Genomic DNA, 14,101 nt, shown 5'->3' with positions numbered 1-14,101 from the left:
CCCCGGGTAGTCCCATGTTGTCGCATTTGGCCGGGCAGGCACTCCCCCGTAAGGGTGCGCAATCGGCAGGGAACGGCCCGGCGCTGTGGCGATGTGATTACCGTCTCGGCGACTCGAGCACAGACTGGAGAACCACATGGAAAGCACGCCGCCGACGAAGCCGGCCGTTTCCGCCGCCTCCGGCGAATCCGTCGCCGCCCCGCAGCTCGAAGGCAAGCTCGGCACCGGCGGGCTCCTTCTCACCGTCCTGGCGTTCAACGCGCCGATCGGAATCATGGCCGGGCTGATGCCGGTCGTGATCGTCATCGGCCTCGGACCGGCGACGCCGTTCGTCTACCTGGGAACCATGGTCCTGATGCTGCTTTTCGCCGCCGGTCTGGTGGCGATGGCCCGTCACATGTCGCAGCCCGGCGCGTTCTACAGCTACATCACCCACGCGATGGGCCGGACAGCGGGACTCGGCGCCGGTTTCGCCGCTCTCGCGACCTACGTGATCCTCGCGGCCGGCACCTACGTCTTCATGGGCATCGTGATGAACACGATCTCGACCGGCCTGCTGCACGGGCCCGATCTTCCGTGGTGGGCGTGGACGCTGCTCGCCTGGTCGGTGGTGTCGGCCCTGAGCCTGTTCAACATTGACATTTCGACCAAGGTCCTCGGGGTATTGCTCGTCATCGAGGTCGCCATCGTGCTGGTGTGGGACCTGCGGGTGTTCGTCGACGGCGGTCCGCAGGGCCGCGGCCTCGACCTCGCCGCCGGGGCCGGCAACGGCTCCTGGGGACTCGCGCTGCTCTTCGCGATCGCCTGCATGACCGGCTTCGAATCCGTCCAGGTGTTCCGGTCGGAGACCCGCGACCCGGACCGGACGGTTCCGCGCGCGACCTACCTGGTGATCATCATTCTCGCCGGCTTCTACGCACTCAACTCCTGGGCGTACCTCACCGGCTTCGGGGTGGAGGGCACGCTGGAGGCCTCGGCCGCGCCCGCGGAGAGCTTCTTCGGCAGCCTCCAGCAGTATGTCGGCACGGTCGCCCGGGACGCCGCGAACGTCCTGGTCGTCACCAGCTTGTTCGCTGCCATCCTCGCGATCCAGAACATCGCCGCCCGGTACACCTTCACCCTTGCGCGGGACGGTGTGCTGCCGTCTCCGCTCGCCCAGGTTCATCCGCGCCGGCACGCCCCGGCCCGGGCGGCGGCAGTGCTCGCCGGCGTCGTGACCGCGGTCGACCTGGTCCTCGCGATCGTGCGCGTCAACGAGGCCACCTGGTACGTCGCGCTCCAAGGCCTCGGGCTGTGGGGACTGATCGCGCTGATGGCGTGGACGGCTGTGTCGATCATCGTGTTCTTCCGCAAGAACAAAAACCTCGAGTCCTCAGTCTTCAAGACGATCATCGCGCCGGCGATCGCGACGGTGGGCTTCGTGGTCGTGCTTTTCCTCGCGACGAAGAACACCGATCTCCTGATGGGCGGCGACGGGACGGTCGGCCGTTGGTGCATCGCGGCCATCTGCGTGATCGCCCTTGGCGGCATGGCCTACGCGCGTTGGTTGCGGTCGGCTAAACCTGAGGCCTGGACGCGCATCGGCGCACCGGAAGACATCCACTGAAATCCGCGAAAGAAAGCAAGGTATCAAACGATGAAGCCATACGACCCGACCATCGAATCCGCATTGGACGCGGTTCGCGTCCGTTTCCGTGGAGAGCTGCTGGAACCGGACGACCCGTCGTACGACGAACAGCGCAAACTGTTCAACGCCTGCCACGACCAGCGTCCGGCGCTGATCGCGCGCTGCGCGGGAACGGCCGACGTCGTGGCAGCCGTGCGGTACGCCACCTCGAACGGGCTGGAGATCGCAGTCAAGTCGCAGGGACGGCACATGGCCGGCTTCGCCTCGGCGGACGGCGGGGTCGTCATCGACCTGGCTCCGATGCGGTCGGTCAAAGTGGACCCGAAGGAGCAGACCGCCTGGGTGCAGACCGGTGCGAACGGCGCCGATCTCGAAGCGGCGACCCTCGTGCACGGACTGGGTGCGGTCGTGGGCGCCGCGACGTCGACCGGAGTCGGCGGCGTCGTCCTGCACGGCGGGATCGGCTGGATGTCGCCCAAACTCGGGTGGGGTGTCGACACCATCCTCGAGGCCGAGGTCGTCACGGCCGACGGTTCCGTCCTTCGCGCCGCGCCCGACGAGAATCCCGACTTGTTCTGGGCGCTGCGCGGCGAAGCCGCCAACTTCGGTGTCGTCACCTGGATCAAGATGAAGCTGCACCCGATCGGGCCGATGCTGGCGGGAGGGTTGATCTATGACGGGGCGGAGGCCGGGGAGATCCTGCGGTTCCTGCGCGAGTTCAACCTCAGCGCGTCCGGCGACTTCACCCTGATGCTGGACTTCCTCCCGGCGCCCGCGGAGGACTGGATTCCGGAGCACCTGCACGGGAAGCTGGTCTTGTCGGTGACCGTCGTCCATGTCGGCGACGACCTGGAACGGGGGCGCAAGGACGTCCAGCCGCTGCTGGACGCGTTCCCACCGGCCGTCGGCGAACTGGGCGAGCGGGAGCTGCTCGAATTCATGCTCTCGATGGACGCGGACTACCCTGCCGTCCGGCAATGGTACGACGAGGAGCAGGTCGGCGAACTGACCGACGAGGTGATCGACACGGTCGTCGGGCAGGCCAGGTTGCTGGCGGAACGCGGGCTGACCGGATACCTGATCATGTACTCCTACCGGGGCGCCTTGGCCGACGTTCCCGACGACCCGGGTTGCTTCCCGCGTGGCCGCCGCGGCGCGTGGAGCATCGGGACAGCGGCGTTCTGGGAAGACGCATCGGGAGACGAAGCGCATGCTTCCTGGTCGGACGAGACCATCGAGGCCGTGCGCCGAACCGGCGCCACCACCGGGATCGTGTACGGGAACGTCCAGCAGGTCCCTGACGTTGAGCGGCATCGCAAGGCGCACGGCGACGAAGCGTGGGCGAGGCTGCGGGCGGTGAAGAAGCAGTACGACCCGGAGAACGTGTTCCACCGCAACCACAACATCCCGCCCGCCTGACACGGCGAGGCGGAACGGCGAAGGCCTCCGGTCGTGCGGGCGACCGGAGGCCTTCGCTGTGTTGTCATGGTTGTTTTCCGCCGTCGATCCAGGCGCGGAGCAAAGCCAGATCTTCCTCTGGCCACAGGACGTCACAGGGCGTCGTGCCGTCCTCGATGTGCTCGTAGATCAGTTCCGCGCGCGGGCGGACATCGGCGTAGGACGACAGGTCGAACGCGTAGCGCATGACGCGGACGTCTTGCTCCCGGAACAGCGGTTTGATGTCGCGTTCGAAGCTGACTTCTTCAGCCACGGCGGGCCGCTTCACGACTCACGGATCGACACGACCATCCGTGCCGGCTCGTGGACGAAGGACGCCTGGCCCTCCTCGACGTCGTTGACGACGACCTCGAGAGAGGAGTCGCAGAGCGCGGAGAGGATCGTTTCGCTGATCAGCTTTGCGACGTGGCGGCCCGGGCAGGTGTAGAAACCGGTGCCGAAGGTGGTCTGCAAGGCTCGGTGGTCCCGTTCCAACCGGTACTCGTTGGGCTTTTCATACGTTTCCGGGTCCCGGTTGCCGAACGCCCACAGCATGGCGAGAGGGGTGCGACGCGCGCCGCCAACCGGTTCATCGACCTGATCACCGCGGCGCTGGAGCGCGAAATGAGCACCGACAAGCACGACCTGCTCGTCGATCTCGCGAGCGATCACGCGAACATGGGCGAGCTCGGGCGTCCGGAAAACGTGTGCACCCACTTCGGGGTGGCGCTGCCGGACGCGTTCAACACCGCGGGCGCGGCAGCGGCGAACAACGTGCTCGGACTCGGGAGGAAGAAATCAGGCAGCATCGCGAAGATCTCGTCGCTTTCGGCCGGTGTCAAGCCGAGCACCGTCTGCCAGAAACCGGCCAGCACCGGATGGACGAACTCCGGCACGAAGTCGATCTCCGGACGCCCGGCGACCGAGTCCAGCGCACCGCGCACCGCCTGGTTCGCGGCGTCTTGGAAACGGCGCACGCTCTTGGGCGTGAGCTCCCTGCTGATCAGGGACTTGGCGGGCCGATGTTCCGGTGGCTGCATGCCGAAGGTGCTGGCGCGCATGAAGCGGTCCTGGAGCCCTCGACGTCGTTCAGCACGTCTTGGTGGCTGACGTCCTGGTGCGTGCCGAGCGCGATGAGGTCGGCGTTCCGGTAGACGACCACACCGAGGTTGTCGTGCCTCAGCAGTCCCTGATAGTCCCGTCGGCACAGATCGTCGGCGATCCAGTCCAGGTCGGCGCCGAAGTCCGGTGACTCGATCTCGGTGAAGACCGGGAGATCGTCGATGCGGTGAATTCCGGTGCTCGTACCAGCAGCTCCGATCATCTCATTGCTCATGAACGGCGCTCCTTTCGGTCGGTGTGGACGTGGTGCCCATTCACTCGCATCCGGACTTCACATCGGGGCGAACGCTGCGGATCTGCCCGTTCGGGGGCGGGCAGCCGGAACCGCGCCCGTCCAGGACGATCCCCTGAACGGGCGTGGTCCGCCGCGGATCTCGTTTCCGGCCAGGCGGAACCGGTACCACTGGAGCAGGAACTTCAGCCGCGCACCGCGGTTCGCGATCGAATTCTGGAGGGTCTGATGGCCGCGAGGGAACAACCTGTCGAGCAGCTCAATGTCGGCGACCCCGAGTTCTGGCAGGAGGGGCCGCCGCTCGAACTTTTCGCCCGGATGCGCGCGGAATGCCCGGTGCACTGGTCGGGCCCGCCGGGCCCGCAGGACATGCCGGGCTTCTGGTCGGTGACCAGGGCCAAGGACATCGAGGCGGTCAGCCGGGACTGGAAGACCTACTCCTCGCAGCGCACCGGGATCGACAACCTCGACAACAAGGTGATCACCGAGCTGGACAACAAGACGTTCATCGCCATGGACCCACCGCGCCACGACCGGTTCAAAACCCTGTTCCTGGAACGGTTCACGCCGTCGCGGATCGCCGCGGACGAACCGTGGATCCGCGGCATCGTGGACACCGTCTTCAGCCGCATCGAGGGGAGGGAAACGGTCGATCTGGTCGAGGAGGTCGCACAGCCGATCGTCTCGCGGGTCATCCACGGCATGTGCGGGATCCCGGAGGAAGAGGACGCCAAATGGGCCGCGTACATGAATCGCTACATGGCCCGCGAGGACCCGGGGTACAACCCAGGAGGGTTGGACGAGTACGTGAACGAGTTCGTTCCGTTCCTCGTGCGGGAGGCGACGAAGATGATCGAGCCTCGTCGCCGTGCGGACGCCGGCCCGAACCCGGGCACGGAGGACTTGATCAGCGTGATGGTCAACGGTGAGGTGGAAGGCGCGCCGTTGACCGACGAAGAGATCGCGATGACCATCCTGCTCGTGCTTTCCGCGGGCAACGACAGCACCAAATCGACCTACGTCAGCGCGATGAAGGCGCTGATGGAGCACCCCGACCAGCTGCAGCTGCTGGTCGACGATCCGTCGCTGATCCCCAGCGCGGTGGAAGAAGCGCTGCGGATGTTCCCGCCGTTCACGAGTTTCTGCCGCACGGCGACCCGCGACGTCGAACTCGGCGGAAAGCTCGTGCGGGAAAACGAAAAGGTTGCCATGTGGTACTCCTCGGGCAACCGGGACGAGAGCCGGTACGAGAACCCGGACGTGTTCGACGTCCGCCGCAATCCCGAGCACCAGGCGTTCGGTGGCGGTGGCAGGCACTTCTGCCTCGGCGCGGCTTTGGCCCGGCTCGAACTGCGGCTGATGATCGAAGGCACGCTCAAACGCTATCCGGGCATCCGGTTGGCCGGAGAAACTTCGAGGGCGTCGTCGTATTCGCTCAACCAGTACACGGCGATGCCCGTCCGGCTCCGCTGACCGCTGGGAGCCGCCCGTTTCGCACTGCTTCGCCGGGCCGCACCTGTGCGTGCGGGCCCGGCGAATCGGTCAGCGGTCTCCTGCCGGGTTCCGGGCTATCCAGATCGCGATCTGAGTACGGGCCGTGAAGCCCAGTTTGGCGAGAACCTTCTCCACGTGCCCTTCGGCGGTGCGCCGGGAGATCACCAGTTCCTCGGCGATCTGGCGGTTGGACATGCCCTCGGCGACCAATTCGGCGACCTGGCGTTCCCTGCGGGTCAGGCGGGTTGGCGGGGGTGGGGGAGCTGTGCCGCCCGTGGCCTCGGGCAACGCGTACCGCAGCAGCTCGTCGACACCGAGTTCGCCGCCGCGTGCGCGGGCGGCTTCGTAACAGCTGTCGCCGACGCTCGCGCGGGCCAGCGCCTCGTAGTGCGCGCGCTTGCCTTGCAGATGACGGGAGCCGATCGTCCGCCAGATCCGGTCGGTGCCGCCGACGAGCACTCCTGCGCGCTCCGCCTCGCCTTTCGCCGCGGTCGCCCAGGCGAGCACTTCGAGCGTCAGGGCCAGTCCGAGCGTGTCCCGGAAGACCCGCTTGATGCGCAGCACCTCCAGCAGGGTCTCCTCTGCTCGGTGCGGGTTCTCCTTCTTGAGCAAGGAGATCAGTGCGCGCAACCACATCGCGTACGAGAGGTTCCAGCGCTCGCCCTTCGAGCGGCAGCGCTCGAAGAGGTCGTCGGCCAGTTCCATGGCGTTGTCGAATTCGTGCAAGAGCGCGTACGTCGTCGCCAGCTCGACCACGGCGGCGTCGTGGTATTGAGCGGCCATCCCGGTCTTGTCGTATTGCCGCATCGCTTCGGTGAACAACGGAATCGCGGACCGGATCTCGCCGTGCCCGAGCGCCCGGCGGAATCCGATCACGTGGTTGGCGAGCGCGAGGGCCGGCTGGTCGCCGAGGTCGAGCGCCATGTCGCGGGCCCGCTCCGGCATCTCGTGCAGCGCGGCGTCGTCTCCGCGGAAGGCCGCGATGTAGGCGCGCGTCGCCAGCGCCCAGGCGTGCTCGTGGGACGGCTCCGACAACTGGGCCAACCCTCGGTCCAGCCACACCCGAGCCTCGTTCAGATGGTCCGTCGCCGACCAGAACCACGGCTGGGCCGCGATCCGGAGTCCGGTCGCCACCTCGCCGGGGCGGGTCATCGAGTACTCGAGCGCCAGCCGGATGTCCGCGTGATCGAGCTGCAGCCGCACGGCCCAGTCCACCTGACGCGGGCCCGCCCACTGTCGCGTCGCGGTGTTCACGAGGTCGGCGAACCAGTCCCGGTGCCGCCGGGCGAGGGACGGACCTTCGCCCGACTCGGCCAGGCGGGCCTGGCCGTACTCGCGGATCGTCTCCAGCATCCGGAACCGGACCTGCCCACCGTGCTCCTCGCGGGAGACGACGGATTTGTCGACGAGACCGGCGAGGGTGTCCAGGAGGACCGCGGGCGGCAGGAGGTCGTCGGTGCAGACTGCCTCCAGCGCGTCGACCGCGAATCCGCCCGCGAAGACTGAAGCGCGCGCCCACAGGAGCTGTTCGGCGGGCGTGCAGAGGTCGTGGCTCCAGTCGATCAACGCGCCGAGCGTCCGGTGCCGGTCCGGGAGATCGCGGATGCCCTCCCGGAGCAGCTCGAAGCGGTCGTCGAGGCGGTTGGCCAGTTCCGGCAGGGTCAGGACCCGCAGCCGCGCGGCGGCGAGTTCGATCGCCAGCGGAATGCCTTCGAGACGCCGGCACAACCGGACGATGGCGGCTTCGTTGTCCGCGGTGATCGCGAATCCTGGCATCGCGGCGGTCGCGCGGTCCCGGAAGAGCGCGACCGCCGAATAGTCCAGTGCGGTGCCGTCTTCGGACGGTCCGTCGGGGTCAGGCACGCGCAGCGGCAGCACCGGGTAGAGGTGCTCGCCCGCGATGCGCAGTGCGTGCCGGCTGGTCGCGAGCACCTTCAGATCGGGTGCCGAGCGCAGGAGCCGGCCCACGAGGGCAGCCACGGCGTCGACGAGGTGCTCGCAGTTGTCCAGCACCAGGAGCATCCTGCGGTCGCGCACGTGCTCGTCGAGCGCGACCGCAGCGTCCACTTCGGGCCGTTCGCGGATTCGCAGCGCGTCGAGCACCGCGTGGGGAAGCAGATCGGGTTCGGTGAGCGAGGCGAGTTCGGCCAGGCAGACACCATCGGGGAACGCCCGTCGCATCTCGTCGGCGGCCCGAAGCGCCAGCCGCGTTTTGCCGACCCCGCCGATGCCGACGAGCGTCACCATCCGCGCGGACGAGAACAGTCGCCGGATCGACTCCAGGTCGCTGTGCCTGCCGACGAAGCTCGAAACGTCGGCAGGCAGAGCGGTTTCCGGCGTCGAAGGCTCAGACACCAAGCCTGTCCTCCTCGGTGCAGCGCTGTGCCAACGCCCTTCGCGGGTCGCTCGGTGGCCCAGGAAGCTAGTCGAGGATCGCGGTCGCGTCCAGCTCGACCAGCCAGCCGGGCTCCGACAGCGCCGTGACGCCGACCAGGGTCATCGCGGTCCGGCCCGCGCCGGCCTCCCGCGCCGCCGCGGCGAGGCCCTGGTAGAGGTCGTTCAGGGTGGCCTCGGTCGGGTCGACCACGTAGATCATCAGCCGCACGATGTCGGCGGGCGTGCCGCCCGCGGCTGCGACGGCCGCGTAGACGTTCTCGGCGGCGCGCTGCGCCTGGCTCCGGTGGTCGCTACCGACCAGCTTGCCGTCGGTGTCGACGCCCACTTGTCCCGAGGTCACCACGATCCGGCTGCCCTGGGCGACGACGACCTGGGCGAACCCGTGCGGGCGGGCGAGGGTGTCGGGATCGATCTTCTCGTGCGGCATGCGCGCACCATGTCCTTTCTCGGGGTGGAATCGGGGCTTTCGATCGGGACAGCGCCCGTCCGGGGGATCGGTGGTCAGGGCAGCAGGCCCAGGTGCTGGGCGCGGCTGGCCGCGCCCGCGCGGTTACGCACGCCCAGCTTGCGATAGACGGCGCTGGTGTGCTGCTTGACCGTCCAGCGGGACAGGCACAGCGCCTCCGCGACCTCCTGGTTGCTCATCCCCAGGGCCAAGTGCTGCAAAACGGACAGTTCGCGCTGCGACAGCTGTTCCGGCAAGGTCGACGCCGCGCCTTTGGCGAATACCCGCGCGCCCGCCGCGACGCGGCGGATCGTCGACACGATCGCGGCGGCCGGCATCTGCTTCGGGACGGCCGCGACGGCGCCGTGCAGCTGGGCCGAGGCCGCCGACAGGCGTCCCTCGCCGGACATCAGGACGATCCGGACGTGCGGCATCCGCTCCTTGAACGTGTGGCACAGCTCCAGCGCGGACCGTCCGCCGAGTGACGTGCTGACGAGCACCAGCTGCGGGTTCTGCCGCCTGGCCACCTGCCACGCCGCATCCGCCGAGCCGGCCGTGAGGCAGGAGCCCACCCACCGCTCGGCCGACAGCAGCGCGCGCAGCCCGGCCAGCACGAGCTCGTTCTCGTCCACCACCAGCACCTGCTGGACCTGGCAGCGGTCGTCGGGTGCCCGTTCGTCGTCCATTTCGACCCGATCGACGGTGACCAGGGTCATTCGCAACACCTCCGCAGTTCGAAGCTGTGCCCAGAATCACTGCGCAGGGCGACGGGGGCACGCGGGAAACTACCCGCACACCTACCTGTGTGGGGGTTCCATCGCCTGGCTGACCGCCGGGACGCGGACGTACGATCGCCCGATCGCACTCCGTCCGCGCACGTAGGGACCCCATGGCAGAGAAGCCGAGCACCGTGCCCGCCGACCTCACGAGCTTCGTCGGACGCCGGCAGGACGTCGCCGCCGTCCGGCAGTTGCTGACCACCGCCCGGCTGGTGACCTTGACCGGCATCGGCGGGGTGGGGAAGACGCGGCTCGCCCTGAGCGTGGCCGCCGAGGTGCGTAGGGCATTCCCGGACGGGACGTGCCTGGTCGAGCTGGCCTCGCTGAAGGATCCCGCGTTGCTGCCGCACACGGTGGTGGACGCGCTGGGGATCAGCGAGCAGTCGGCCCGGCCACCGGCCGCGATCGTGTGTGACCACCTGCGGGACCGCCGCATGCTGCTCGTCCTGGACAACTGCGAGCACCTCATCGACGCCGCCGGGGAGCTGACCGGCCAGGTGCTGCGGGCCGCGCCGCACGTCCGGGTGCTCGCCACCAGCAGGCAGGCCCTCCGCCTGACCGGCGAGCACGTCTTCCCGGTGCCGCCGCTGCCGGTGCCCGAACCGGGCGAACCGCTGGAACCGGGCACCGCGACCCGGTTCCCGGCTGTCGCGCTGTTCGCTGAGCGGTCGGCGGCGGTCGTTCCCGGATTTGAGCTCACCGCGGCCAACGAGCAGGCGGTCGTGCGGCTGTGTCGCCGGCTGGAGGGGATTCCGTTGGCGATCGAGCTGGCGGCGGTGCGGCTGCGGGTGCTCAGCGTCGACGATCTCGAGCGCCGGCTCGACGACCGGTTCCAGCTGCTACGCGAGGGCAACCGCGACGACCCGGAGCGGCACCGGACGCTGCAGGCACTGGTCGACTGGAGTTACGAACTGTGTACTCCGGGCGAGCAGGTGCTGTGGGCCCGGGCGTCCGTGTTCGCAGGCGGATTCGACGCGGCGGCGCTCGAGGCGGTCTGCACCGACGAGACACTGCCTGCCCGAGCTGTCCTCGACACGGTCGCCGGCCTGCTCGACAAGTCGGTCTTCATCCGGGAAGACCGGGACGGGCACGCCCGGTTCGCCATCCTCGAAACCCTGCGCGAATACGGACAGGCCCGCCTCGCCGAAACCGGCGCGGAGTCCGCGGTGCACCACCGGCATCGCGACTATTACGCCGGTCTCCTGGAACAAGCCGACACGGAGTGGGGCGGTCCCCGGCAGCTGGAGTGGGCGGGGCGGCTGCGCGCGGAGCACGCCAACCTGCGCCGCGCGTTCGAGGCGTGCCTCTCGGATCGGGGAACCGCGCGCCGGGGTCTGCGCATGGCCGGCATGGTGTGGTTCTGGCTGGCCATGGACCACATCACCGAGGGCCGGCTGTGGCTGGAGCGGGCGTTGCCGCTCTGTCCGGAACCGACCCGGGAACGGGCGTGGGGCCTGGCGACCACCGCCTACCTCGCGAGCGTTCAGGGAGACGAGCCCGGAGCGACCCGGTTGGCCCGGCAGGCGGCCGAGCTCGCTGAGCACCTCGACGACCCCGGTGTGCGGGCCTACGCGAAGCACGTTCTGGCCGTGGGCCACTACTTCGACGCCGACCTGTCGGAGGCGATCGCCCTGTTCGACGAAGCGCTCGAGCAGTACGAACAGAGCGAGGTGGAGCAGCAGTACCCGGATCTCCTGCGCACGGAGATGGCGTGTGTGCTCGTCCTGGCCGGAGATTTCGATCGGGCCGCGCGGGTGCTCGAGGAGTTCTTCGACCACTGCGCCCAGGTCGGGGAACGGTGGCAGTTCTCCTACGCGTTGTGGGTGCGCGGCCTGCTGAACCTGCTCGCCGGGAAGCCGGAGCAGGCGGAAGCCGATCTGACCGAGGCGATCCGGATCAAGCGGATGTTCCACGACACGCTCGGGCTCGCCCTCGCGCTCGACCTCCTGGCCTGGACGATGGCGGCGCAGGGACACGGTGATCGGGCGGCCGCGCTGTTCGGCGGCTCCGCCACGTTGTGGGGATCCCTCGGGTCGCCGCTGGTCGGGTCGGTGCACCTGATCGAGCACCACGCGCGGTTCGAGCAGATGGCCCGGAAGCAGCTGGGGGAGGCGGAGTTCCAGGCCGCGTTCGACCGGGGGCGCGCTCTGCACCCCGACGCCGCTTTCGCGCTGGCCCTGGGAGAACTGTCCACGGCGTCAGCCGCGACGCGGAAGCAGGGCTCCGTCCTGACGAAGCGAGAACGTGAGGTCGCCGAGCTGGTGGCGGAGGGACTGACCAACCGGGACATCGCGGCGCGCTTGGTCCTGTCCACGCGGACCGTCGACGGGCACGTCGAGAAGGCGCTGACGAAGCTGGGCTTCACGACACGCACCCAGATCGCGAACTGGATCGCCCAGCAACGGAAGAACGCCGGCTGAGCCCCCGATCGGGCTGTTTTCGTCTTCGGCCGTGCGGGCGGCGGCGGATCGGCTGCCATGGTGCCGCCATGACCAACGCATACGTTCCCGACTTCGACCTCACCGGCCGTCGCGCACTCGTGACCGGCGCCAGCCGCGGCATCGGGCAGGCGATCGCGGTGGGGTTCGCGCACCAGGGCGCGCACGTGATCGGTGCCGCCCGCTCGGAAGACGGCCTGAAGGAGACCGCGAAACTGGCCGCCGACGCGCCCGGCAGCGTCACCCCTTACGCGGTCGACCTTCGCTCGCCGGCGGCGATCGAAGCGTGTGTCGAGGATGCGGCGAAGACGCTGGGCGGCCTCGACATCCTCGTCAACAACGCCGGCGACGACCACGACTCGTCCATCGAAAAGACGGACCTGTCGGTGTGGCAGCGGGTCCTGGAACTGAACCTGCAGTCGTGCTGGCTTCTCACCAAGGCCGCGTCGCCGTACCTGAAGGACGGCGGCGGGAAGGTCATCAACATCGCCTCGGTGCTCGGCCTGGTCGCGATGCGCAACGACAGCGCCTACATCGCGGCCAAGCACGGGCTGATCGGGGTGACCCGCGCGATCGGGCTGGAGTGGGCCCGCAAGGGCGTCCAGGTCAACGCGATCGCCCCGGGCTACGTGGAAACGGCGATGCTGCCGGACCTGGCGGCGAACGAGGACGTCGCGACCTTCATCCGGCACCAGGTGCCGATGGGGCGCTGGTCGCAGCCCGCCGAATTCGTCGGCCCCGCGGTCTTCCTGGCCTCCCGCGCGTCCGACTACATGACGGCGCAGGTCTTGGTCGTCGACGGCGGCGTGACCGTCCAGTAGCCCGCCGCGGTCTTTGACGCGCGCTCGGCGCCCGCGGACAGCGCGACCTGAACGCGCTGTCCGCGCTGTGCCGACGAAGCGTCCCCCCGCGCGCGCGGCCGGGCTTCCCCGCGCACCGCGGAAGGGCACGTCGCCGCGTGGATCGTCAGGCGACGCGGCGACGTCGCCTGACGATCCACCGTCATCAGCGGTGGCTGACGACGGTGCGGATTCCCTCGCCTCGCTTCATGTCCTCGAACGCTTCGTTGATGTCCTCGAGCGCGATGCGCCGCGTGATCAGCGATGCGAGATCGAGCCTGCCCAGCTGGGCCAAACCCAGGATCCGCGGGAAATCCACCGGAGGGTTCGCCGAACCGTAGTTGGAACCCACGATGCTCAGCTCCATCATGGCGACGAGCGTCGGGTCGGCCTCGAACGTGACACCCGACGGCGGCATGCCCACGAGCACGGCCGTGCCCCGGGGGCCGAGCACCCCGATCGTCTGCTCGATCGTGGCCTTGAGGCCGATCGCCTCGAACGCGACGTCCGCTCCGCGCCCGCCGGTCAGTTCGGCGACTGCGGCCGAGACGTCGGTCTCGCGTGCGTTGACCACGTGCGTGGCGCCGAAGTGCTTGGCGGTCGCCAGCTTGTCCTCGTGGACGTCGACCGCGATCACCATGCCGGCCGACTGGGCGACGCAGCCCTGGATGACCGACAGCCCGACACCGCCGAGCCCGATCACGACGGCGGTGTCGCCGACGGCGATCCGCGCGGTCTTGGTCGCGGCCCCGAATCCGGTCGTGACGGCGCAGCCGACGACGGCAGCGACGTCCAGGTGGGAGCCGGCCGGGATCGGGATCGCACCGGTCTCCGGGACGACCGTGTACCCGCTGAACGAGCCCGTCCCCATGTAGGTGTAGATCTCCTGGCCGCCCTTGCGCAGCCGGGTCGTGCCGTCGACCATCACGTTCGAGCCGGTCGTCGCCATCATCCGCTCGCACAGGTTCGGGCGGCCGACCAGGCAGAACCGGCACCGCTCGCAGCCCGGCGTCCAGGAGAGCGACACCGGGTCGCCCACCGCATGGCGGGTCACGCCCGGCCCCACCGCCTCGATCGTGCCGGCGCCCTCGTGCCCGAGCACGATCGGGACTTGCGGCGGCCAGCCACCGTCCAGAGCGTGCAGATCGCTGTGGCAGACGCTGCTCGCGGCGAGCTTGACCATGACCTCGCCCGGGCCGGGCTCGGCGATCTCGATCTCCTCGACGATCAGCGGCTCGTTGACGCCGTACATCACCGCGGCGCGGGTCGTGCGCCCTTCGAATCCCATTGT

Annotated in this window: 13 protein-coding genes; 5 read left to right on the top strand and 8 right to left on the bottom strand. The window is 69.1% G+C overall.

The features are described 5' to 3' along the window. Positions 1-136 precede the first annotated feature (136 nt). Positions 137-1,606, top strand: coding sequence for an APC family permease (locus IE290_RS10360; protein ID WP_191244329.1), 1,470 nt, complete (start codon positions 137-139; stop codon positions 1,604-1,606). 30 nt (positions 1,607-1,636) lie between these two features. Beyond that, on the top strand, positions 1,637-3,046 hold the full coding sequence (locus IE290_RS10355) for an FAD-binding oxidoreductase (protein ID WP_191244328.1): 1,410 nt from the start codon (positions 1,637-1,639) through the stop codon (positions 3,044-3,046). 64 nt (positions 3,047-3,110) lie between these two features. On the opposite strand, the gene IE290_RS10350 is transcribed toward IE290_RS10355, so the two are convergent. From IE290_RS10350 to IE290_RS10335, 4 genes are read right to left on the bottom strand one after another with little or no spacing between them, the layout of a single operon-like run. Beyond that, positions 3,111-3,338, bottom strand: coding sequence for a hypothetical protein (locus IE290_RS10350; protein WP_191244327.1), 228 nt, complete (start codon positions 3,336-3,338; stop codon positions 3,111-3,113). A gap of 11 nt (positions 3,339-3,349) precedes the next feature. Then, on the bottom strand, positions 3,350-3,736 hold the full coding sequence (locus IE290_RS10345) for a hypothetical protein (RefSeq protein WP_191244326.1): 387 nt from the start codon (positions 3,734-3,736) through the stop codon (positions 3,350-3,352). Continuing rightward, positions 3,733-4,041 carry a hypothetical protein gene (locus tag IE290_RS10340; RefSeq protein ID WP_191244325.1) on the bottom strand — a complete coding sequence of 103 codons (309 nt, stop codon included), beginning with the start codon at positions 4,039-4,041 and terminating at the stop codon, positions 3,733-3,735. The genes IE290_RS10345 and IE290_RS10340 overlap by 4 nt, the downstream gene beginning before the upstream one ends. Before the next feature lie 26 nt (positions 4,042-4,067). Next, positions 4,068-4,400 carry a hypothetical protein gene (locus tag IE290_RS10335; RefSeq protein WP_191244324.1) on the bottom strand — a complete coding sequence of 111 codons (333 nt, stop codon included), beginning with the start codon at positions 4,398-4,400 and terminating at the stop codon, positions 4,068-4,070. A gap of 246 nt (positions 4,401-4,646) precedes the next feature. On the opposite strand from IE290_RS10335, the gene IE290_RS10330 reads away from it, so the two are divergent. Further along, on the top strand, positions 4,647-5,891 hold the full coding sequence (locus tag IE290_RS10330) for a cytochrome P450 (RefSeq protein ID WP_191244323.1): 1,245 nt from the start codon (positions 4,647-4,649) through the stop codon (positions 5,889-5,891). A gap of 69 nt (positions 5,892-5,960) precedes the next feature. On the opposite strand, the gene IE290_RS10325 is transcribed toward IE290_RS10330, so the two are convergent. The 3 genes from IE290_RS10325 to IE290_RS10315 all read right to left on the bottom strand — a co-directional run bounded on the left by IE290_RS10325 (position 5,961) and on the right by IE290_RS10315 (position 9,470). Then, on the bottom strand, positions 5,961-8,267 hold the full coding sequence (locus tag IE290_RS10325; protein WP_229874384.1) for an ATP-binding protein: 2,307 nt from the start codon (positions 8,265-8,267) through the stop codon (positions 5,961-5,963). A 67-nt stretch (positions 8,268-8,334) separates the two neighbouring features. After that, positions 8,335-8,736, bottom strand: a complete 402-nt coding sequence (locus tag IE290_RS10320; protein ID WP_191244322.1) for a RidA family protein — start codon at positions 8,734-8,736, stop codon at positions 8,335-8,337. A gap of 74 nt (positions 8,737-8,810) precedes the next feature. Then, positions 8,811-9,470: a response regulator transcription factor gene (locus IE290_RS10315; protein ID WP_191244321.1), complete on the bottom strand. Its 660-nt coding sequence runs from the start codon at positions 9,468-9,470 to the stop codon at positions 8,811-8,813. Between the two features lie 173 nt (positions 9,471-9,643). On the opposite strand from IE290_RS10315, the gene IE290_RS10310 reads away from it, so the two are divergent. Both IE290_RS10310 and IE290_RS10305 read left to right on the top strand, forming a co-directional pair. Next, positions 9,644-11,953 (top strand): ATP-binding protein, encoded by a 2,310-nt coding sequence (locus IE290_RS10310; RefSeq protein WP_191244320.1) that lies wholly within the window; start codon positions 9,644-9,646, stop codon positions 11,951-11,953. 68 nt (positions 11,954-12,021) lie between these two features. After that, entirely contained in the window at positions 12,022-12,792 is a 771-nt protein-coding gene (locus IE290_RS10305; RefSeq protein WP_191244319.1) for an SDR family NAD(P)-dependent oxidoreductase, read from the top strand. 184 nt (positions 12,793-12,976) lie between these two features. Here IE290_RS10305 and IE290_RS10300 read toward each other — a convergent pair whose 3' ends face one another. After that, complete coding sequence (locus IE290_RS10300; protein WP_191244318.1) at positions 12,977-14,098, bottom strand: Zn-dependent alcohol dehydrogenase; 1,122 nt, start codon at positions 14,096-14,098, stop codon at positions 12,977-12,979. Between the last annotated feature and the right edge of the window lie 3 nt (positions 14,099-14,101).

It is taken from the genome of Amycolatopsis deserti (assembly GCF_014653945.1).
Lineage (GTDB): Bacteria > Actinomycetota > Actinomycetes > Mycobacteriales > Pseudonocardiaceae > Amycolatopsis_E > Amycolatopsis_E deserti.
Note: the sequence above shows the minus strand (reverse complement) of the source record. Positions and strands in the feature narration are given on the sequence as shown.